This window comes from Amycolatopsis sp. NPDC049159, from assembly GCF_040648295.1.
Taxonomy (GTDB): domain Bacteria; phylum Actinomycetota; class Actinomycetes; order Mycobacteriales; family Pseudonocardiaceae; genus Amycolatopsis; species Amycolatopsis pretoriensis_A.
In genome coordinates this window covers 61,990-82,153 of sequence record NZ_JBEZDL010000012.1, presented here as the reverse complement: position 1 = coordinate 82,153, position 20,164 = coordinate 61,990, and the positions used below count along the sequence as shown (strand labels likewise).

The window sequence follows — 20,164 nt, the reverse complement described above, 5'->3', positions numbered from 1 at the left end:
CGCAGCGCGTGGCCCGGCTCTGCCATTCGCACTAGCGTGGGTCTGGTGCGCCTGCTGAGGACACCGGAAGACCGGTTCACGGACCTGCCCGACTTCCCCTTCGAGCCGAAGTACGCGGAGCTCGACGACCCGCACGGCGGCGTGATCAGAGTGGGTTACGTGGAGGCGGGCCCGGCCGACGGCCCGGTCGTGCTCCTGCTCCACGGCGAACCCAGCTGGTCGTACCTGTACCGCAAGATGCTCCCGGTGCTCGCGTCCGCGGGCCTGCGCGCGATCGCCCCGGACCTGGTCGGCTTCGGCCGCTCGGACAAGCCGGGCGACCTGGTCGACCACACCTACGCCCGGCACGTCGAGTGGATGCGCGGCTTCGCGTTCGACGCGCTGGACCTGCACGACGTGACGCTCGTCGGCCAGGACTGGGGCGGCCTGATCGGCCTCCGCCTGGTCGCTGAGCACCCTTCGCGCTTCGCCCGGGTCGTCGCGGCCAACACCGGCCTGCCCACCGGCGACGTCGACATGCCACCGCAGTGGCACGCGTTCCGCGAGGCCGTGGACAAGGCCCAGGTGCTGGACGTCGCCCGGTTCGTCCAGTCGGGCTGCCGGTCTCCCCTGACGGAGCAGGAGCGGGCGGCGTACGACGCACCGTTCCCGAACGAGATGTACAAGGCAGGCCCCCGGGCGATGCCGTCCCTGGTCCCGTACCGCCCCGACGACCCGGCTTCAGCGGCGAACCGCACGGCCTGGCGAACGCTGACGGAACTGGACCTGCCGTTCCTGGTGGCGTTCTCCGACAGCGACCCGATCACCGGCGGGATGTCCCCGATCCTGCAGCGCTCGATGAAGGGCGCCCAGGGGATCGACCACCCGGTGATCGCCGGCGCGGGACATTTCCTGCAGGAGGACGCGGGCGAGGAGCTGGCCGAGCACGTGGTGCGCTTCGTCAGGGGCTAGCAGCAAACCGGGAACCGCCGGCCGGCAACGCAACCCGACCACGAGGTCACCAGACCTCCCCCGCCCCTCGTCCCAGCCTGCACTTCAGCCGACGGTCGGGTTTGTCAAGGCACGCTTTCCCGCCTTGACAAACCCGGGCGGCGGCTGAAAATCCCACCGGAGGGGCGGGGGAGGTCGGACCCGCTTTCCGCCGGTGAACAAGCAAAAGCTGTCCTCGCCGGACGGGCAGGCTCCGGGATGACCACCAGCCCCGCTGTCCCCTCACCTTCTCGAGGGGGTCGCTGGGTGGTCATCCCGTCGCCTGAGCGAGGCCTATCACTTTGAGCCGGGCCCGCAAGCTTGCGCTGTCCACTCGCGTTGGACTCTGGGTTGCGGGCCCGGCTCAAAGTGATTTGACGGCCTCAGGCGACGGGAGGACCACCCAGCTCTTCGGGTCAAAGCGCTGCGTGGGTTGCTGACAGGGCGTCCACCAGGATGTTCAGGCCCTCCTGGGCCTCCTCGGCGGTCAGGGTCATCGGGGGGCCCAGGCGCAGGACGTTGCCGTGCAGGCCGCCCTTGCCGATCAGGAGGCCGCGCTTCTTCGTCTCCTCCAGCATCCTTGCGGCGGCCGGGACGTTCGGCTCGGTCGTGCCCGGTTTGATCAGCTCCACGCCGATCATCAGGCCCTTGCCTCGTACCTCGGCGACGATCGGCGACTCGGCGGCTCGCAGGCCGGAGATGAGCTGCGAGCCGCGGGCCGCGCAGTTGGCCTGGAGGTCGTGGTCCTTGATGTAGTCCAGGACCGCCGTCGCGCCGGCCATCGACACCGGGTTGCCGCCGAACGTCGAGAACGACTGGGCCTGGAAGCAGTCCAGGACGTCGCCGCGGGCCACCACGCCGCCGACCGCCAGGCCGTTGCCCAGGCCCTTCGCGAAGGTCATCATGTCCGGTGTCACGCCGTGTGCGTCGATGCCCCAGAAGTGCTCGCCCGTGCGGCCCCAGCCGGTCTGGACCTCGTCCGAAATGAACAGCACCCCGTACTCGTCGAGGACTTCCTTCATCGCCCGGAACAGCCCGTCCGGGGGCAGGCTGAAGCCGCCGACGCCCTGGATCGGCTCGGCGATCAGGCACGCGACGTCGCCCGCGGTCGCCGTGTCCAGCACGTCCACCAGGTCCGCGACGCACGCCTTGATGTAGTCCGCGTCCGACATGTCCCGGAACGGGCTGCGGTAGCGGTAGCCGCCGTGGACGTAGTTGACCTTCACCGGGCTCAGCGCCGACGCCGACCAGCCGCGGTTGCCCGTGATCGCGACCGTCCCGAAGGACCGGCCGTGGTAGGAGTTGCGCATCGCCAGCACCTGGTTGCTGCGCCGGAACTGGGTCGCCAGCATCAGCGCCGTGTCGTTGGCCTCGCTGCCGGAGTTGGTGAAGAACACCTTCGCGTCCGGGATGTTCGACAGCTTCGCGATCCGTTCGGCCAGCTCGACCTGGGAGCGGATCAGGTACAGCGTCGAGGTGTGCAGGATGCCGGTGTCGAGCTGCTTGCGGACCGCGTCGCCGATCTCCGCGACGTCGTAGCCCATCGAGTTGGTCAGCACCCCGGCGAAGAAGTCGAGGTAGGTGCGGCCCTGGGAATCCGTCATGCGCCGGTCGTGGGCGTGCACGATCTCGATCGGCTCTTCGTAGAGCAGCGACATCCAGGACGGCATCACTGCGCGGTGCCGGGCGAGCAGCTCGTCGGTCATCGGGGCGCCTCCTCCGGGGTTTCCCTGGAGTATGGGGACGCCGTGAACAGCGCTTCAACGATCAGACTGTCGGGATAACCCAGTAGGGCCGCACAGTCTGTACGGACTACCCTCTGTCTTCGTGATTGACCCCAGGACTCTGCGCGATGACCCGGAAGCCGTGCGCGCGTCGCAGCGCGCTCGTGGTGAAGACGAGGGAGTGGTCGACAAGCTGCTCTCCCTCGACACCCGGCGCCGCTCTTCGATCGCGGCCGCGGACAAGCTGCGCAACGAGCAGAAGCTCCTGGGCAAGCAGATCCCGAAGGCGCCGCCCGAGGAGAAGCAGCGGCTGCTGGCCACGGCCAAGGAGCTCGCCGCGCAGGTCAAGGCGGCCGAGGCGGAGCAGAACACGTCGTCGGAGGAGTTCGACCAGCTCTTCCGCACCGTGCCGAACCTCGTCCACCCGGACGCCCCGGTCGGCGGCGAAGACGACTTCACCGTGCTCAAGCACGTCGGCGAGCCGACCAAGCTCGGCTTCACCCCGAAGGACCACCTCGAGCTGCTCGAAGCGCTCGGCGGCGTCGACATGGAGCGCGGCGCGAAGGTGTCGGGCTCGCGGTTCTACTTCCTCACCGGCGTCGGCGCGCAGCTGCAGCTCGGCCTGCTCAACATGGCCATCGCGCAGGCGCTCGAAAACGGCTTCACGCCGATGATCACGCCGTCGCTGGTCCGCCCGGAGATCATGGCCGGCACCGGCTTCCTCGGCCAGCACTCGAGCGAGATCTACCACCTCGAGGACGACGACCTGTACCTCGTCGGGACGTCGGAGGTGCCGCTCGCGGGCTTCCACGCCGACGAGATCCTCGACCTGAACGACGGTCCGAACCGCTACGCGGGCTGGTCGTCCTGCTACCGGCGCGAGGCCGGCTCGTACGGCAAGGACACCCGCGGCATCATCCGCGTCCACCAGTTCGACAAGGTGGAGATGTTCGTCTACACCAAGCCGGAGGACGCCGAAGCCGAGCACGAGCGGCTGCTCGGCTGGGAAGAGCAGATGCTCGCGAAGATCGAGGTGCCCTACCGGGTGATCGACACCGCGACCGGTGACCTCGGCACGTCCGCGCACCGCAAGTTCGACTGCGAGGCGTGGATCCCGACCCAGGACACCTACCGCGAGCTGACCTCGACGTCGAACTGCACGACGTTCCAGGCCCGCCGCCTGTCGGTCCGCTACCGCGGCGAGAACGGCAAGCCGCAGATCGCCGCGACGCTCAACGGCACGCTGGCGACCACCCGCTGGATCGTCGCGATCGTCGAGAACCACCAGCAGGAAGACGGCTCCGTCCGCGTGCCGGAGGCGCTGCGCCCGTTCGTCGGCGGCAAGGAAGTCCTCACCCCTCGCTGAATCGGGCGGATCCGCGGTGCTCCTCCGTTCGTCCCAGTACAGTCCGGGCCGAACGGGAGGATTCATGCGCAACAAGTGGCAGGTCGCGGCGGCGGTGGCCGCCGCGGCCGTGGTGACCGGGTGCACGGTGACGGTCGGCGGTGCGGCGTCGCCGGTGCCGGGGCAGGGCCCGGTCGCCAAGGCCGTCAACGCCTGTGACCTGCTCGACGAAGCCCAGGTCGACGCGCTCGGCTACCGGTCGCCCGGCAATTCGGTGGCCGAGAACAAGGACCGGCTCCTGCCGCCGATGTGCCTGTGGAACTCGAAGGACGACATCGACCCGTCGGCCGTGCTCACCGTCGGCCTGGCGACGGACATGGACTTCAACGAGTACATCGCCGGTGCCGTCCCGAAGTCCTCGCCGCAGGAGATCGGCGGGCTCAGCTGGACGCAGTACGGCTCGATCCTCCCCGACGACTGCACGTTCTACGCCTCGCTCGGCGACAAGTCGTTCGCCTTCGTCGGCGTCTCGACCAGCAAGCTCGAGAAGTCGTGCGAACTGGTGAAGCTGGCGATCCCGCAGGCCGCGGCCCACCTGCCCGGCGGGCAGGACGCGCCGCCGGTCACGCCGCAGACCTCGGCGAAGCCGGAGCCGGGCGGGCCGCTGCTCTCGGCCGACCCCTGCGCGGCGCTCAAGCCCGACCAGGTGGCGCAGCTGAAGAACATCTCGCCGAACGGGGAGAAGACCGTCTCGAACGTCGTGCCGAACGCGTCCTACTGCCTGTGGGACGACACCGACGGCAGCGAGGGCCAGAAGGCGTTCGAAGTCTGGTACGGCCCGAGCACGCCGGTGGCCCAGTGGCCGGGCGTCAACGGCGTCGCCCCGGCCGAGACCGTCGACGTCGGCGGCAAGAAGTGGGGCGTCTACCCGAACCTGGGCGGCCTGCGGGTCACCTGCGGCGCGTTCCTGCCGATCACCGACACGTCTTCGGTGCAGGTGGTCAGCGGGTTCATCGGCGACGACACCAAGACCTGCGACGTCGTCAAGCAGGGCCTGCCGCTGGTGACCGCGAACCTGCCGGGCTAACCCTCGGAAACCTGGTCGGCGATGTGGCGCGCGATTTCGAGCGCACTCGTCGCGGCCGGTGACGGCGCGTTCAGGACGTGCACCTGGTCGCGCGCGGTCTCGATGAGGAAGTCGTCGACGAGCGAGCCGTCGCGGCGCATGGCCTGGGCGCGGACGCCGGAGCCGTGGCGGACGATGTCGTCCTCGGTGACGGCCGGGACGAGCCGGGCGAGGCTGGCGGCGAAGCGCTTCTTCGAGAACGAGCGGCGGACCTCGTCGAGCCCGGTCGGGAACGCGTACTTCTTCGCCAGCCGCCAGACACCGGGGAAGGCCGCGACCTCGGCGACGTCCTTCGCGGAGAAGTCGCCCCAGCGGTAGCCCTCGCGCCGCAGCGCCAGCACGGCGTTGGGGCCGGCGTGCACGCTGCCGTCGAGCATCCGCGTGAGGTGCACGCCGAGGAACGGCAGCGTCGGGTCCGGCACCGGGTAGATCAGGCCCTTGACCAGGCCGCGGCGCTCCGGCTTGAGCTCGTAGTACTCGCCGCGGAACGGCACGATCTTCGCCGACGGCGTCAGCCCGGCCAGGCGCGCGACGCGGTCGGAGTGCAGGCCGGCGCAGTTGACGAGCGCATCGGCCTGGACGACGTCGTCGCCGGTCGCGACCTCGACCCCGCCGTGGCTCCCGGCCCGGATGGCCAGCGCGGGCGAGTCCAGCCGCAGGTCGACGCCGGCTTCGTCGAGCAGCCGGACGAGCGCGTGGCAGACGGCGGGGAAGTCGATGATCCCGGTGGACTCGACCCGCAGCGCGGCGACGCAGGCGACCTCGGGCTCGTACTCGCGGGCTTCCGCGGGCGAGATCTTCTTGGCCGGGACGCCGTTGGCCTCGGCCCGCTCGGCGAGCGTGTCCAGCGCCGGGATCTCGCGTTCGTCGGTGGCGACGACGAGCTTCCCGCACACCTCGACCGGCACGCCGTACTGGCGCGCGAAGTCCACGATGGACCGGTTCCCGGCGACGGACATCCGCGCCTTGAAGGACCCGGGCTTGTAGTAGAGCCCGGCGTGCACGACGTTCGAGTTGTGCCCGGTCTGGTGGGCCGCCCACCGGGATTCCTTCTCCAGCACGGTGACGTCCAGCCCTCGCCTGGTGAGTTCCCAGGCCACGGCCAGACCGACGATCCCGCCCCCGACGACCACCACGTTGCGCACGATCGACCAGGCTACGCGAGGACCGCGGCGCGGTCAGCCCGCCATGCCCGCCGTGGTCAGCGCCTTCTGCGCGCTCATCCCCGCGCCGGCCGCGTACGCCCGCTCGAAGCCGTCCGGCCCCAGCGACTCCCGCACCCGGGCCCGCACCGAACCGGCGTCCGGATCGCCCGCGATCGCCGTCCCGCGCACGCCGGCCGCGGCGCCCAGCAGGACCGCCGCCTGCTCCGGCCGGGCGGCTCCGGCCAGTCCCTCCAGGGCGAACGCCACGACGTCCCCCGCGTGCCACCGGTGCCCCGTCAGCAGCGCCTCCCGGTGCAGCCGGCCCGCGTCGGCCGGGTGGCCCTCCGCCAGCGCCAGCCAGCCCAGCGAGATCAGCACGCCCGCGCGGGCCGTCTCCGCCGAGAACGAGCCACCGGGGCACTCGGCCAGCGCGCGCTCGTTCAGCGCCCGGGCCGCGGTCAGGTCGCCCTCGTGCCGCGCGAGGTTCGCCAGGCCGACGTACGCGGCCGCGCGGGACTCCGGCATGCCCGTCCGCCGCGCGGTGGCGGCCGCGAGTTCGTAGTCGGCCCGGGCGCCCGCGCGGTCGCCCGAGAGCAGGCGCGTCCACGCGCGGCGGCAGATCAGGTCGGCCACGTCGTCGGTCGCGCCGATCTCGTGCATCAGGCCCAGTGCTTCGTCCATCAGCGGCAGGGCGGCCTCGTGCTCGCCCCGCCAGGTCAGCAGCTGCGACAGGTGGTCCAGCGCCATCGACAGGCCCCACCGCTCGCCCAGCGCGCGGAACTGCGTCACGCCTTCGCGCAGCCCTTCCTCGGCCTCGGCCAGCTCGCCCGCCATCATCGCCCGCAGGCCGAGGCCCATCGGCAGCAGCGCCCAGCCCCACGCGTCGCCGCCGGCGAGCAGCCCCTCGCCGCGGCCGAGCACCTGCGCGTCGTCGCCGGGCGGCCCCGCGACGACACCCATCAGCATCACCAGCATCGGGTTCCGCGGCGTCCAGTCGCCGTCCACGGCGTACCGGCGGACCAGCGGCAGGTACTGCTCCAGCGCCTCGCGGGGGTGCCCGGACAGCGCGCCGAGCACGCACACCAGGAACTCCTCGGGGTAGCGCTCCTGGACCTCCGGGGAGCAGCGCGAAACCACCTCCATCGACAGCCCGGCGCCCTCGAACCGCCGTCCGCGCATCCACCAGTACATCGCCAGCAGCGGCACCAGCCGCAGGGCGAGCACGACGTCGTGCTCGGTGGCCCAGCGCAGGGCGGCCAGGAGGTTTTCGTACTCGGCGTCGACCCGGTCGAGCCACGCGAGCTGCGCCGCGGTCCGCAGCATCGGGTCCGCTTCCTCGGCGAACCGCAGGAAGTGCTCGGCGTGCGCGCGGTGCACCCGCTCGGTCTCGCCCGCTTCGGCGAGCTTCTCCGCGCCGAACGCCCGGATCGTCTCCAGCATCCGGAACCGGCCGCCTGCCGCCTCGACGAGGGACTTGCCGGCCAGCTCCGGCAGCAGGTCGACGTCGGCGCCGCACACCTCGGCGGCGGCCGCGGCGGTCGCGCCGCCGGCGAACACCGTGAGCCGCCGCGCCAGCTCGCGCTCTTCGTCGTCGAGCAGGTCCCAGCTCCACTCGACGACGCCGCGCAGCGAGCGGTGCCGCGCTTCGGCCGTCCGGCTGCCGCGGGCCAGCAGCCGGAACCGGTCGTCGAGCCGGGCCGCGATCTCGCCGGCGGGCAGCGCGCGGACGCGGGCCGCGGCCAGCTCCAGCGCCAGCGGCAGGCCGTCGAGGGCCGCGCAGATGTGCTGGACGTCGCCGATCGTCGTCTCGTCGAGCACGAACGCCGGGTCGCTCGCGGCGGCGCGGTCGGCGAACAGCCGGATCGCCGCGAACTCGCCGGCCTGCCCGGCGGAAGTCCCGGGCGGCGGGACGGCCAGCCGCGGCACCGGCGCCAGCTGCTCGCCGGTGATGCCGAGCGGTTCCCGGCTGGTCGCCAGCACCCGCAGCCCCGGGCACGCGGCGAGCAGCCGCGCGATCAGCCGGGCCGCTTCGTCGACGACGTGTTCGCAGTTGTCGAGCACCAGCAGCGTCGAGCGGTCGCGCAGCGCGCCGATCAGCCGCTCGACGGGGTCCTGGGGGCCGCCGCGCGAGCTCTCCCGCAGGCCGAGCGCGCCCAGCACCGCGTGGACGACGCCGCCCTCGTGCGGGGCCAGCTCGACGAACGCGACCGGCCCGGCGCCGGCGGCCGTGACCTCGATGGCCAGCCGGGTCTTGCCGGTGCCGCCCGGGCCGGTCAGCGTGACGAGCCTGCTGCGTCCGAGCAGCTCCACCACCTGCCGCAGCTCGGCGGCCCGGCCGACGAAGCTGGTCAGCTGGGCGGGCAGCGCCGGGAGCACCGGCTTCCCGGGCTCGCCGCGCAGCACCGCGAGGTGGGCTGCGGCCAGCTCCGGGCCCGGGTCGGCGCCCAGCTCGCCGGCCAGCGTCCGGCGGGCGTCCTCGAACGCGCCCAGCGCGTCGGCGGACCGGCCCGCGGCGGCCAGCGCCCGCACGAGCTGCGCCCGCGGCCGTTCCCGCAGCGGCTGCGCGGCGACGGTCTCCCGGAGTCCGATGAGGACGTCCTCGGCCTGCCCCAGCGCCAGCCGGGCCTCGACGTGGTCGTCCACCGCGTCCGCCCGCAGCTCCTCGAGCCGCGCGGCCTGGGCTGCGGCGAAGGGCGCCTCCGGCAGATCGCTGAACGCCGGCCCCCGCCACAGCGCGAGCGCGTCGCCCAGCAGCTGCGCGGCGCGGCCGGCTTCGCCGTTCTTCAGCAGCGCACGCCCTTCGCGCGCCAGGCGTTCGAAGGCGTGAGCGTCCACTTCGTCCGGTCCGACGGCCAGCCGGTACCCGGCCGCGGTGAACTCGACCGGGGCCAGTTCCTTCAACGCCGTCCGCAGCCGGGACACCTGGGACTGCAGGGCGTTCGCGGCGCCGTCCGGCGGGTGTTCGCCGTACATGCCGTCGATCAGCCGTTCGGCCGGGACGAACCGCCCGGCCGCCAGCGCGAGCAACGCCAGCAGCGTCCGCGAGCGCGGTCCGCCCACCGCCACCTGCGTGCCGTCCGGGGTCCACGCGGCGACGGCCCCCAGTACCCCGAATCGCATGTGCCCAGCGTAGGACGTCCATCGGGCCGCGGCGGGCGTCACTCGAAAGTGGAGTACGGCGTGGGCCTGTGAATCAGCTGAGCGTACGTCTATACACTTCGCCGGGTCCCCACGCAATGGGAGAGGTATGTCGTCCGAGAGCATTGCCCTTGGTCAGCCGACCGTCGGCGAAGAGGAACTCGCCGCCGTCGCCGAGGTCTTCCGATCCGGCTGGCTGGCCGGTGCCGGTCCGGCGTGCCGCCGGTTCGAGGAGCGGTTCGCGCAGGTCACCGGCACCGCGCACGCGTTGGCGACCGCGAACTGCGGTTCGGCGCTCTTCCTGGGGCTCAAGGTCCTCGGCGTGCGGCCGGGTGACGAGGTGATCGTCGGCGACTACACGTTCCCGGCCACCGGCCACGCCGTCGTCCAGGCGGGCGCGAAGCCGGTCTTCGCCGACATCCGCCCGGACGTCTTCAGCGCGGACCCGGCCCACGTCGAGTCGCTGATCACCCCGAACACCGTCGGCATCCTCGCCGTCGACGTCGCCGGCCAGCCCGGTGACTTCGACGAGTACCGGGCGATCGCCGACAAGCACGGCCTCTGGCTGTTCGAGGACGCCGCGTGCGCCGCCGGTGCGACGTACAAGACGCGGCCCGCGGGCAGCCTCGCCGACCTCGCCGCGTTCTCCTTCCACGGCCGCAAGGGCATCACCGCCGGGGAGGGCGGCGCGCTCGTCTCCGACCGCGAAGACCTCATCGCGCACGCGCGCAAGCTGCACACCTACGGCATCGAGCCGGCGATCAGCCGCGAAGGCTCGAACACGCTCCCGATCCCGGAGTTCCACGAGCTCGGCTACAACTTCCGCATGTCGGACGTCCAGGCCGCGATCATGAACGTCCAGCTCGACCGGCTGCCGGACCTCCTCGCCGCCCGCCGATCCGTCGCGAAGCGCTACCACGAGGCCTTCGCGGACGTCGCCGCGCTGACCGTCCCGGTGGAACTGTCCGATCGCGAGCACCCGTGGCAGGCCTACCTGCTCACGGTGGCGCCCGAGATCAGCCGCGACACCCTCGCGCTGCGCATCCGCGAAACGGGCGTGCAGTGCAACTTCGGCACCTACGCCTCGCACCTCCAGCCGATCTACGGGCCCCAGACCCCGCTGCCCGTCTCCGCCGACGCGTTCGCGCGCCAGCTCGCGGTCCCCATGCACGCCAACCTGACGGACGCCGAAGTGGCGCGCGTCGGCGAGGTCGTGCGCGAAGCCGTGCAGTCCCTGTCTTGAACCCGCCGAGCGAGGAGAAATTGGTGTCCGACAAGAAGGTGCTCTTCACCGGGGCGGGTGGGTTCATCGCCGCGCACGTGATCCCGCTGCTCATCGAGGGCGGCTACACCGTGCGGATCTTCGACAACATGACCCGCGGCGACCGCGCGCGGGTCAACGAGTTCGTCGCCACCGGCAAGGTCGAGCTCGTCGAGAAGGACGTCCGCTACGGCGGTGCGGTGCGCGAGGCCATGCGCGGCTGCACGCACGTCATCCACTTCGCCACGGTCTCGATCAACAAGTCGATCGCCGACCCGCACGAGTCGTTCGACATCAACATGACCGGCAACCACAACGTGTTCGCCGCGGCCGCCGACGAAGGTGTCGAGCGCCTGGTGTTCGCGTCGACCGCGTCGGTCTACGGCGAGCCGAAGCGGCTGCCGATGCACGAGGACGACGAGCTCAAGCCGCTCACGCCGTACTGCATCTCGAAGCGCGCGGGCGAGGACATGCTCGGCTTCTACGAGCGCCAGAAGGGCCTGTCCTGGAACGCGCTGCGGTTCTTCAACGTGTACGGCCCCGGCCAGAAGATCGAGGCGTACTACACCTCGGTGATCAACCACTTCATCCAGCGCCTGCGCGCCGGCCAGCCGCCGATCATCGACGGCCGCGGCGACCAGTCGATGGACTTCGTGCACGTCACCGACCTGGCGCGGGCCGTCGTCGCGGCGCTCGAGTCGGAGCGGGCGAACCTGCCGATCAACATCGGCACCGGCATCGACACCTCGATCGCCGCGCTGGCGAAGATCCTCATCGAGGCCGTCGGGGTCGACGTCGAGCCGCTGTTCAACGAGCGTGACGTGCTGGTCTCGCGGCGCGCCGCCGACATCACCCGCGCCCGCGACGTGCTCGGCTGGGAGCCGCGGATCACCGTCGAAGAGGGCATGCGGCAACTGGTCGAGGAATCCGAGTGACTGCCACCGCGGGGCCGGCCCAGGGACGTGCGATGCGCATCGCGGTGGTGAACAACTTCTTCCCGCCCCGCGTCGGCGGCAGCGCGCACATGTCGGCGTCGCTGGCGGCGCAGTTCGTCGAGGAAGGGCACGAGGTACTGGCGATCACGGCCGCCTACGGCGAGGCCCCGGCCGAGGAGGAGCGCGACGGCTACCGCGTCGTGCGCCTCCCGGCGGTGAAGATGCCGCAGATCGGCCTGTCGATCGACTTCGACATGAGCTTCGCGTCGCCGCGGCCGGGCAACTGGCGGCGGCTGTGGAAGCTGCTCGACGAGTTCAAGCCGGACGCGATCCACCTGCACGGCCAGTTCTTCGACCTGTCGTGGCTGGCCGGCATCTACGCGCGGCGGCACGGCGTCCCGACGCTGCTGACCATCCACACGCTCCTGATCAGCGACAACAAGCTGTACGGCAGTGTGTTCCGGCTGCTGGACGCGGTGCTGGTCCGGCCGATGCTGGCCTACATCAAGCCGCGGTACGTGATCCTCGACAAGCTGGGCGTCGACTACTGCGTCGACCGCTACGGCACGAGCGACGCGAACTCGGAGTACTTCCCGATCGCGGTCGACACCGGGCACTTCGCGAAGCCGGTGACGAAGGACGTCCGCGCGGAGCACGAAATCGGCGACGCCCCGCTGATCGTCTCGCTGGGCCACGTCATCCCGCTGCGCAACCGGCTGCCGCTGATCGAGGCCCTGCCGTCCATTTTGGACAAGCACCCCGGCGTCCGGGTGGTCGTGGTCGGCCGCGTCTACCACGACGCCTTCCTGAAGCGGGCGGCGGAACTGGGCGTCTCGGACGCACTGGTCGTCACGGGCGCGGTCCCGAAGGAAGACGTCCCGGCGTACTTCGCGGCGGCGGACATCGTGACGCACGACCTCAACGGTGGCTGCGGCACGGCGTCCCTGGAGGCGATGCTCTCGGGCACGGCGACGATCGCGTCGGTCACCGAGGACAACTACCCGGGCATCGAGCTGCGCAACGGCGAGAACGTCCTGCTGGTCCGCCCGGACGACGCGGAAGCCGTGGCCCGCACGGTGGTCGAGCTGCTCGACGACCCGGAGCGCCGGGCCCGGATCGCGCAGCGCGAGAGCGAGATGGTGCGCTCGAACTTCGGCCTCGACGTCGTCGCGGAGGAGCACCTGCGCACCTTCGAGAAGCTGGTGTCGGAAGCCGATGTTCTTCGATGACGAGCGCAGCCACCGGCTGCGCCCGCAGATCCTGACCGAGCTCGTCTCGCAGTACATGAACGACGCCGAGCGGGCTCAGTTCTACGGGCTGCCTTCGACGTGCCGCGTGCGTGAGCGCGTGAAGATCATCAGCCCCGAGAACCTCAAGATGGGCGACCACTGCTGGGTGGGCGAGGGCGCGGCCCTCGACGCGAGCGGCGGCCTGGAGATCGGCGAGCACACCAGCATCGGCCTGAACACGCTGATCTTCACGCACTCGAGCTGGCTGGCGAACATGACGCTGCAGAACCACTCGGGCAGTGACCTGATCGAACGCAAACCGGTGAAGATCGGCAAGGGCTGCTTCATCGGCGGCCTGGTGGTCATCATGGCGGGCGTGACGATCGGCGACTTCGCCACGGTGCAGCCGAATTCGGTGGTGGCCAAGGACGTGCCGCCGCGAACGCTGGTGGCGGGCAACCCGGCGCGGGTGTTCCAGCGGTACGACGAGGAGTACATCCAGTCCGAAGTGGACCGGGTGCGGGCGGAGAACGCGCGCCGCCGCGAGATCGCGGAGTCACACGGGCAGAACACTTCGGGCTGGGGAGCCCCATCGGGCGACTACACGGAGGAGTAGCGATCCGGCAGGCTCGGATGTCGTGGAGTTGCCTCGCGACATCCTGTCCCTCGAAGACTGGACAAGCCTGCCGGAGACCTCCGAGCACCACGTCGAAGTGGTCGAGGTGCTGTCCGAGGGCACCCGGCGGACCGACCAGGTCACCAAGTTCTCCGGCGTCGCCGAACTCGACTTCGCCGGTACTCCGCTCACCCTCGACCTGAACGCCCTCACCACCAGGCGCGCCCAGCGGCCCTAGCTGGATGACGGCAGCGCCGGCGCCGACCGCCGGCGCCGCCGTCGTGAAACCGCCCGGGTGGACGCTGCAGCAGGTCAGCGTCCTCCGGCGGCGAAGCTCGCGCACGTAGGCGCACGTCCGACAATCTAGTCCTTCGTGACCGAGCGCGAGATATCGGTTACACAACGTTTAAAGGCGTTCGCCGAGCAGTTTCGCGAGCGATTCGCAGACGTCGGCCCGGCTGCGGCCCATCTCGACCTCGGCGACCCGCAGCTGTCCGTGCGCGTGCTTGGCGACCACGACCAGTGAGCTGTAGCCCGTCCCGTAGCAGTAGCTCGCCACTTCACCCGCGCCCGCGACCGGCTTCGGGGGCTCCGAGCACTCCGACTCCAGCTGCTTGACCATCGCGGCCGGCGACTTGCCACCCGAAACCGCGAGGACGTAGAGCTCACCGACCGGGTAGGAGCACCGGAACGCCTTGCCGGGGCCGATCTGTTCGGGCGGCATCTCGCTCGGCTCCCGGGTGTTCCAGGCGACGCCGAGGACCTGCGCCAGCTCGACGTTGCCCAGGAGCGGACAGGCCCCGGTCAGCTTGGCCGGCGACACCACCGGCGTGAACGTCGGCGGTACCGGTGTGGGCGTCGGCTTCGGCTTGCTCGCCGTGGTGGACGACGGCGGTGCGGACGGCGCCGCCGCTGTCGTGGTGGAGCCGCCCGAACACGCTGCGACGCAGGTCAGCAGGCATGCGGCGGCGAGGATCCCCCTCAATGAACGCATGGGGTCAATCTAGCCCGCGCGTACGCTCGGAAGATCGACGAGCAACCTTTCCGCGGCCCGCCCGTCGCTGGGTGAGGAACAGGGGGTGGCGCATGGCTCGCGGCGACGACGAGTTCGCGGAGTTCGTCCGCGCGTCCTCGGCCCGGCTCACCCACGCCGCGTTCCTGCTCACCGGTGACCGCCACCAGGCCGAGGACGCCGCCCAGACCGCGTTCACCCGCACCTACGCCGCCTGGTCGCGCGTGCGGCACAAGGATGCCTACGGCTACGCGCGCACCGTCCTGGTGAACCACGTCATCGACGGCTGGCGGCGCCCGATCCGCGAGTACGCCACCGAGGCGATGCCCGAGCGGCAGGACCGCCTCGACGTCGACAAGGCCGTCACCCAGCGCGCGTGGCTCACCGCCGTGCTCAAGACGCTCACCGACCGCGAACGCGCCGTCGTCGTGCTGCGGCACTTCTTCGACCTGCCGGAAGCCGACGTAGCCCGTGAGCTCGGGGTTTCGGTGGGTACCGTGAAGAGCACGAATTCGCGGGCGCTGGCCAAGCTGCGGATCGAAGCGGGCACCGAAGACACGCTGATCGGGGGGAGCGGGAGATGAACGACCTCGACGACTTCCGCGCCGCGCTCCGGCAGCCGCCCGACGAGCCGTTCGCCGAGCCCGACCTCGCCGCGATCATGGCCGGCGGTGCGCGCCTGCGCCGTCGCCGCCGGGTGCTCACGGGCACCGCCGGGATCGCCGCCGCGGCCGCCGTCGTGCTCGTGTTCGTCTTCGCCATCCAGGTGCGGCAGCCCGCGCCGGCGCCGGTCGCGCAGCCGCCGGCCCCCGTGCCGTCCACGCTGACGACCGCGCCGACGACCGCGGCACCGGCCGAGGCGCCGCCGATCGGGGACGTCATCGGGACCGGGATCAAGACCGCCCGCGGCGAGATCGTCTTCTTCGCGCGCGCGGTCGACCTGCCGCAGCTGCCGGACATCCACTTCGGCCTGGTGGCCGGGTTCCGCTCCGGCGAGACGTTGCAGCCGGTGCTCATGACGAACGAGTTCCGCGGATCCGACCGGTCGTTCGGCTTCCACGCGACCGACGGCGGCGAGCTCTCCGGCGACGAGGTCATCCCCGTCTTCGGCTACTTCGCCGGCCAAGCGGCGCGGATCACGACCACCGTGCACGGCAAGACCGTCGAAGCGAGCCTGGCGAGGTGGAGCGGGGATCCGGCCGTGGTCGTCTTCTGGTTCGACCCCGCCGCCGTCCCGGACTCCGCCGTCCTGACGCCGCTGATCGCCTACGACGCCGACGGGAAGCGGCTCACCAAGTAGGCGGTACCCGCGGGGGCGGAGCGGGCGTAAGAACCCGACCGTGACCTCTCGACGAGCGTTCCTCACCGCGACGGCCGCACTCGGCCTGGCGGCGTCCGCGGCCCCGGCCGGTGCCGCCGAACCCGGAGACCGCGGGCCCGGCGTCCCGGTCCGCCCGCAGCGTCCCGGTCCCCAGCTGCGGGCCCTGCTCCGCCAGGTCGACGAACGGCGGATCGAAGCGACCGTCCGGCGGCTGGCCGCGTTCGGCACCCGGCACACGCTGTCGGCGCAGGACGACCCGGTCCGCGGCATCGGCGCCGCGCGCGACTGGCTGTTCGCACAGTTCCAGCAGATCGCGGCCGCGTCCGGCGGCCGGCTGACCGTCGAGCTGCAGTCCTACGTCCAGCCGCCCGCCGACCGGATCCCGGTGCCGACGACGATCACCAACGTCGTCGCGACGCTGCACGGCTCGAGCGATCCGGGCCGCGTGTACGTCGTTTCGGGGCACTACGACTCGCGCCGCACCGACGTCATGGACTTCACCGGGGACGCGCCGGGCGCGGACGACGACGCATCGGGCGTGGCGGTCGCGCTGGAGCTGGCGCGGGTGCTCTCGACGCGGCAACCGGCGGCGACGATCGTCTTCGCCGCCGTCGCGGGCGAGGAACAGGGCCTGTACGGCTCGCGGTTCATGGCGCAGCAGTTCAAGGCGGCGGGCACCGACGTCCAGGCGATGTTCACCGACGACATCGTCGGGTCGAGCCGCGCCGACGACGGCACGCGCGACCCGACGACGATCCGCCTGTTCGCCGAGGGCGTCCCGACCGCGGAGACGCCGGCCGAGGCGAACCTGCGCCGCAGCATCGGCGGCGAGAACGACTCCCCGCCGCGGCAGCTGGCCCGGTTCGTGAAGTCGGTGGCGGAGAACGACGCGACCGGCATGACGGTCCGGGTCATCTACCGCCGCGACCGCTACCTGCGCGGCGGCGACCACATCGGCTTCCTGGAGCAGGGCTACCCGGCCGCGCGCTTCACCGAGCCGAACGAGGACTTCGCGCACCAGCACCAGGACGTCCGCGTGGAGAACGGCGTCCAGTACGGCGACCTGCCGGAGTTCTGCGACTTCCCGTTCACCGCCCGGGTCGCGCGGGTCAACGGCGCGGCGCTGTGGTCCCTGGCGACGGCCCCGGGCACCCCGAAGGGCGTGAAGATCCGCACGGCGGCGCTGACGAACGACTCGGAACTGCTCTGGGACGCGACTCCGGGCGCGGCGGGCTACGAGGTCCTCTGGCGCGAGACGACGGCCCCGGACTGGACCCACGCACTCGACGTCGGCCCGGCCCGCACGGCGAAGATCGACCTGTCCAAGGACAACGTCTTCTTCGGCGTCCGCGCGATGGGCCCCGACGGCAGCCGAAGCCCAGCCGCGTTCCCGTCCCCGGTGAGCTAGGCGGCGGCCTGCGTGAGCACCTGCTCCACCACGTGGTGCGAAGGCAGGATCAAGTCGCGCTCGGTATCCGCGTCGACCTTGCCCTCCAGCAGATCGCAGAACCGGTCCAGCTGCGTCGCCAGCGGCTCGCGGGCGGTGACCAGCTCCGGGATCTCGATCACCGTCTGCTGCCGGTAGCCGAGGCCGTCCGGGGTGACCGAGTCGTGCGAGATGTGCCGGTAGATCGTGACGTCGCGGCGCAGCAGGTCGATCTCGATCAGCCGGTCCAGCTCCGAGACCACCAGCGAGCGGACCTTCTTCTGGCCCAGCCGCGAAGCCGACACCGTGGCCAGGCCGGTCGGGAACGACAGCACCGTCTCGATGGTGTCCTCGGCGCCGTCGACCGACGACGGGTGGAAGTACCCCGCGCCGGACGTCACGCGCGAAGGCGTCGCGCCGCCGAAGAACTGGATCGCCAGGTCGACGTCGTGCACCAGGAGGTCCCAGGCGACGCCGGTCTTGATGCGCGGCGCGTACGGGCCGTGGCGGCGGGCCATCAGGTGCACCGGCTCCTGCACCAGCGCCCGCGCGGTCATCACCGCCGGGTTGTAGCGCTCCAGGAGCCCGCACATCAGCGGGACGTCCTTCTTCGCCGACAGCCCGACGATCTCCTGGGACTTCTCGAAGCTGTTGCAGACCGGCTTTTCCACCAGCAGCGGCTTGCCCTGGCCGAGGATCTCCTGCGCCAGGTCGTGGTGCGCCTCGGTGGCCGAAGCCAGCACGACGGCGTCCACATCGGACAGCGAGCCGATCTCCGGCGTCCACCGGGTTTCGTAGCGGTCGGCGACGGCCTTGCCCGCTTCCTCGCGCGGATCGATCACGCGGACCAGGTCGACGCGCTCGTTCCCGGCGAGCACGCGAGCGTGGAGGGAACCCATGTTCCCGGTACCGACAAGAGCGATCCGATGCGTCATGCGCCCAGTACCTCGCGAACGGTTTCGATGATGGTGTCCAGGTCGGACTCGGTCAGGTGCGGGTGCACCGGCAGCGAAAGGGCCTGCTCCGAAACGGCCTTCGCGACCGGGAAGTCTTCGACGCGCGCGCCCGGGATCAGGTCGTGACCCGCGTAGCAGTCGTAGTCGAAGACGATCTTGGGGTAGTAGATGCCGTTGCCGATGCCGCGCTCGGTGAGCGCCGCGGCCAGCTCGTCGCGCGAGAGGAACGCGTGCGGCCCGACCAGCACGGTGTACTGGTGCCACACGTGCTCGCGGCCCGGCAGCACCTTCGGGACGTCGAGGCCCGGCGTGCCCGCGAGGCCCTCCGAGAGCCGCTTCGCGTTGGCCTGGCGGGCGGCGGTCAGCTGGTCGAGCTTCGCCAGCTGCGGGATGCCGACGGCGGCGTGCAGGTCGGTCATCCGGTAGTTGTGCCCGGCGACCTCGTACTGGTAGCGGGCACGCATGCCCTGGTTGCGCAGCACGCGCAGCTTGTCGGCCAGCGCGTCGTCGTCCGTCGTGATGACGCCGCCCTCGGCGGTGGTGATGTTCTTCGTCGCGTACAGCGAGAAGCAGCCGATGCCGAACGAGCCGGCCTGCTTGCCCTCGAACGACGCCCCGACGGCCTGCGCCGAGTCCTCGATCACCTGGAGGCCGTGCTCGGCGGCCAGCGGGGCGAGCTTGCCCATGTCCGCGGTCTGGCCGTAGAGGTGCACCGGCATGAGCACCTTGGTGCGGTCGGTGACGGCGGCCGCGACGGCGTCGGGGTCGATCGCGAAGTCGTCGCGCCGGATGTCGGCGAACCGCACGGTCGCGCCGGCTTCCAGGATCGCGTTGAGCGTCGCGACGAAGGTGAACGGCGAGGTGATCACCTCGTCACCCGGCTTCAGGTCGAGGACCTGGAGGGCGGCGACCAGCGCGGTGGTCCCGTTGTTGACCGCGATCGCGTGCTTCGTCCCGGAGACGGCCGCGAAGGCGTCTTCGAAGCGCTTGACCATCGGTCCCTGTGCGATGGCGCCGGAGCGCAGCACCTCGACGACGAGGTCCTCCGCGTCGCGAACGTCGACCACGGTGATGGGGATCATGGGCAGTCTCTCTCGGCAGGCGATTTCGGCGCGTCCGGTACAGTGGGCCGCCGGTTCTGCGCCCGGCCGCCCTGCAGCAACGCGGGCCACACGTTACCGGGCGCGGTAGCACGCCCAGTACCCAGCCGCCGACGAACGGACGACCACCCGTGGCCAACCGCATCCACCCGACCGCCGTCATCGGCGAAGGCGTCGAACTCGGCGAGGACAACGTCATCGGGCCGTTCGCGGTGCTCGTCGGTCCCCTCCGCGTCGGCGACGGCAACTGGATCGGCCCGCACGTGACGATCGGCACGCCCGGCGAGGACCGCAGCCGTCCCCACCCCGCCGCCTGGGACGAAGCGCCGACCGGTGATCCGGATCACGACGGACACGGCGTCGTCGTCGGCAGCCGCAACCGGATCCGCGAGTACGTGAGTGTCCACCAAGGGACCTGGCGGACGACGACCCTCGGCAGCGACGGCTACTACCTCCGCAACTCCCACATCGCGCACGACTGCCTGGTCGGCGACGCCGTGACGATCGCATCCAACGCCGTCACGGGTGGCCACTGCCACATCTGGGACGGCGCCAACCTCGGCATGGGCGCGGTCCTGCACCAGAAGGTCGTGATCGGTCCCGGGGCGATGATCGGCATGGGTTCCGCGGTGCGCCGCGAGATCGGCGCGTTCACCATCGCCGTCGGCAACCCGGCCCGCGTCACCGGCGTCAACGTGGTGGGCCTGTCCCGCCGCGGGCTCGACGAGGCGACCGTCGAGGCGCTCGGGCCGTGGCTGAAGGGCAAGGAAGGTCTCCCGGACGTCACGCTGCCCGAAGACCTCTCTACCTTGGTAAAGGCGTGGGACGCCCGCCCGCGCGAAGAGCACTAGGAGTCACGAA

General features: G+C 71.4%; 18 protein-coding genes. 12 read left to right on the top strand and 6 right to left on the bottom strand.

Translation table 11 applies throughout. From position 1 onward, the window contains the following. The first annotated feature begins 36 nt into the window (after positions 1 to 36). Positions 37 to 951 (top strand): haloalkane dehalogenase, encoded by a 915-nt coding sequence (locus tag AB0B33_RS22825; RefSeq protein ID WP_360775000.1) that lies wholly within the window; start codon positions 37 to 39, stop codon positions 949 to 951. Positions 952 to 1,385: 434 nt separating this feature from the next. Here AB0B33_RS22825 and AB0B33_RS22820 read toward each other — a convergent pair whose 3' ends face one another. Then, the gene (locus tag AB0B33_RS22820) at positions 1,386 to 2,675 is read right to left on the bottom strand and encodes an aspartate aminotransferase family protein (RefSeq protein WP_247015918.1); all 1,290 of its coding nucleotides are present in this window, start codon (positions 2,673 to 2,675) and stop codon (positions 1,386 to 1,388) included. A gap of 121 nt (positions 2,676 to 2,796) precedes the next feature. Between AB0B33_RS22820 and serS the strand changes: the two genes are divergently transcribed. Together serS and AB0B33_RS22810 are read left to right on the top strand one after the other, a co-directional pair. Beyond that, the gene (serS, locus tag AB0B33_RS22815) at positions 2,797 to 4,059 is read left to right on the top strand and encodes a serine--tRNA ligase (RefSeq protein WP_247015916.1); all 1,263 of its coding nucleotides are present in this window, start codon (positions 2,797 to 2,799) and stop codon (positions 4,057 to 4,059) included. Between the two features lie 64 nt (positions 4,060 to 4,123). Beyond that, the gene (locus tag AB0B33_RS22810; RefSeq protein ID WP_360774996.1) at positions 4,124 to 5,125 is read left to right on the top strand and encodes a DUF3558 family protein; all 1,002 of its coding nucleotides are present in this window, start codon (positions 4,124 to 4,126) and stop codon (positions 5,123 to 5,125) included. Here AB0B33_RS22810 and lhgO read toward each other — a convergent pair. Next, the gene (gene lhgO, locus AB0B33_RS22805; RefSeq protein ID WP_360774994.1) at positions 5,122 to 6,309 is read right to left on the bottom strand and encodes an L-2-hydroxyglutarate oxidase; all 1,188 of its coding nucleotides are present in this window, start codon (positions 6,307 to 6,309) and stop codon (positions 5,122 to 5,124) included. The two genes, AB0B33_RS22810 and lhgO, sit on opposite strands and share 4 nt — an antisense overlap. A 33-nt stretch (positions 6,310 to 6,342) precedes the next feature. After that, entirely contained in the window at positions 6,343 to 9,429 is a 3,087-nt protein-coding gene (locus AB0B33_RS22800) for a BTAD domain-containing putative transcriptional regulator (protein WP_360774991.1), read from the bottom strand. A 127-nt stretch (positions 9,430 to 9,556) separates the two neighbouring features. Between AB0B33_RS22800 and AB0B33_RS22795 the strand changes: the two genes are divergently transcribed. The 5 genes from AB0B33_RS22795 to AB0B33_RS22775 are packed head-to-tail and all read left to right on the top strand — an operon-like array spanning position 9,557 to position 13,726. Further along, on the top strand, positions 9,557 to 10,690 hold the full coding sequence (locus AB0B33_RS22795) for a DegT/DnrJ/EryC1/StrS family aminotransferase (protein WP_360774988.1): 1,134 nt from the start codon (positions 9,557 to 9,559) through the stop codon (positions 10,688 to 10,690). A gap of 23 nt (positions 10,691 to 10,713) precedes the next feature. Further along, positions 10,714 to 11,643, top strand: a complete 930-nt coding sequence (locus tag AB0B33_RS22790; RefSeq protein WP_247015906.1) for an NAD-dependent epimerase/dehydratase family protein — start codon at positions 10,714 to 10,716, stop codon at positions 11,641 to 11,643. 32 nt (positions 11,644 to 11,675) lie between these two features. Beyond that, positions 11,676 to 12,872: a glycosyltransferase family 4 protein gene (locus tag AB0B33_RS22785; protein ID WP_360774985.1), complete on the top strand. Its 1,197-nt coding sequence runs from the start codon at positions 11,676 to 11,678 to the stop codon at positions 12,870 to 12,872. Further along, positions 12,859 to 13,488: an acyltransferase gene (locus AB0B33_RS22780; protein ID WP_360774982.1), complete on the top strand. Its 630-nt coding sequence runs from the start codon at positions 12,859 to 12,861 to the stop codon at positions 13,486 to 13,488. The genes AB0B33_RS22785 and AB0B33_RS22780 overlap by 14 nt, the downstream gene beginning before the upstream one ends. 22 nt (positions 13,489 to 13,510) lie before the next feature. Continuing rightward, on the top strand, positions 13,511 to 13,726 hold the full coding sequence (locus tag AB0B33_RS22775) for a hypothetical protein (RefSeq protein ID WP_360774979.1): 216 nt from the start codon (positions 13,511 to 13,513) through the stop codon (positions 13,724 to 13,726). 168 nt (positions 13,727 to 13,894) lie between these two features. Here AB0B33_RS22775 and AB0B33_RS22770 read toward each other — a convergent pair whose 3' ends face one another. After that, positions 13,895 to 14,482: a hypothetical protein gene (locus AB0B33_RS22770; protein ID WP_360774976.1), complete on the bottom strand. Its 588-nt coding sequence runs from the start codon at positions 14,480 to 14,482 to the stop codon at positions 13,895 to 13,897. Positions 14,483 to 14,574: 92 nt separating this feature from the next. On the opposite strand from AB0B33_RS22770, the gene AB0B33_RS22765 reads away from it, so the two are divergent. From AB0B33_RS22765 to AB0B33_RS22755, 3 genes are read left to right on the top strand one after another with little or no spacing between them, the layout of a single operon-like run. Continuing rightward, positions 14,575 to 15,084, top strand: a complete 510-nt coding sequence (locus AB0B33_RS22765; RefSeq protein WP_247015895.1) for a SigE family RNA polymerase sigma factor — start codon at positions 14,575 to 14,577, stop codon at positions 15,082 to 15,084. Then, positions 15,081 to 15,800 (top strand): hypothetical protein, encoded by a 720-nt coding sequence (locus AB0B33_RS22760; protein ID WP_360774973.1) that lies wholly within the window; start codon positions 15,081 to 15,083, stop codon positions 15,798 to 15,800. Before AB0B33_RS22765 ends, AB0B33_RS22760 begins: the two co-directional genes overlap by 4 nt. Positions 15,801 to 15,840: 40 nt before the next feature. Beyond that, positions 15,841 to 17,229 (top strand): M20/M25/M40 family metallo-hydrolase, encoded by a 1,389-nt coding sequence (locus AB0B33_RS22755; RefSeq protein ID WP_360774970.1) that lies wholly within the window; start codon positions 15,841 to 15,843, stop codon positions 17,227 to 17,229. Here AB0B33_RS22755 and AB0B33_RS22750 read toward each other — a convergent pair. Both AB0B33_RS22750 and AB0B33_RS22745 read right to left on the bottom strand, forming a co-directional pair. Next, a complete protein-coding gene (locus tag AB0B33_RS22750) occupies positions 17,226 to 18,182 on the bottom strand; it encodes a Gfo/Idh/MocA family oxidoreductase (protein WP_247015890.1) in 957 nt (318 codons plus the stop codon). The two genes, AB0B33_RS22755 and AB0B33_RS22750, sit on opposite strands and share 4 nt — an antisense overlap. Beyond that, on the bottom strand, positions 18,179 to 19,285 hold the full coding sequence (locus tag AB0B33_RS22745; RefSeq protein ID WP_360774966.1) for a DegT/DnrJ/EryC1/StrS family aminotransferase: 1,107 nt from the start codon (positions 19,283 to 19,285) through the stop codon (positions 18,179 to 18,181). The genes AB0B33_RS22750 and AB0B33_RS22745 overlap by 4 nt, the downstream gene beginning before the upstream one ends. 149 nt (positions 19,286 to 19,434) lie before the next feature. Between AB0B33_RS22745 and AB0B33_RS22740 the strand changes: the two genes are divergently transcribed. Next, a complete protein-coding gene (locus tag AB0B33_RS22740) occupies positions 19,435 to 20,154 on the top strand; it encodes a UDP-N-acetylglucosamine acyltransferase (protein ID WP_247015886.1) in 720 nt (239 codons plus the stop codon). The last annotated feature ends 10 nt before the right edge of the window (positions 20,155 to 20,164 follow it).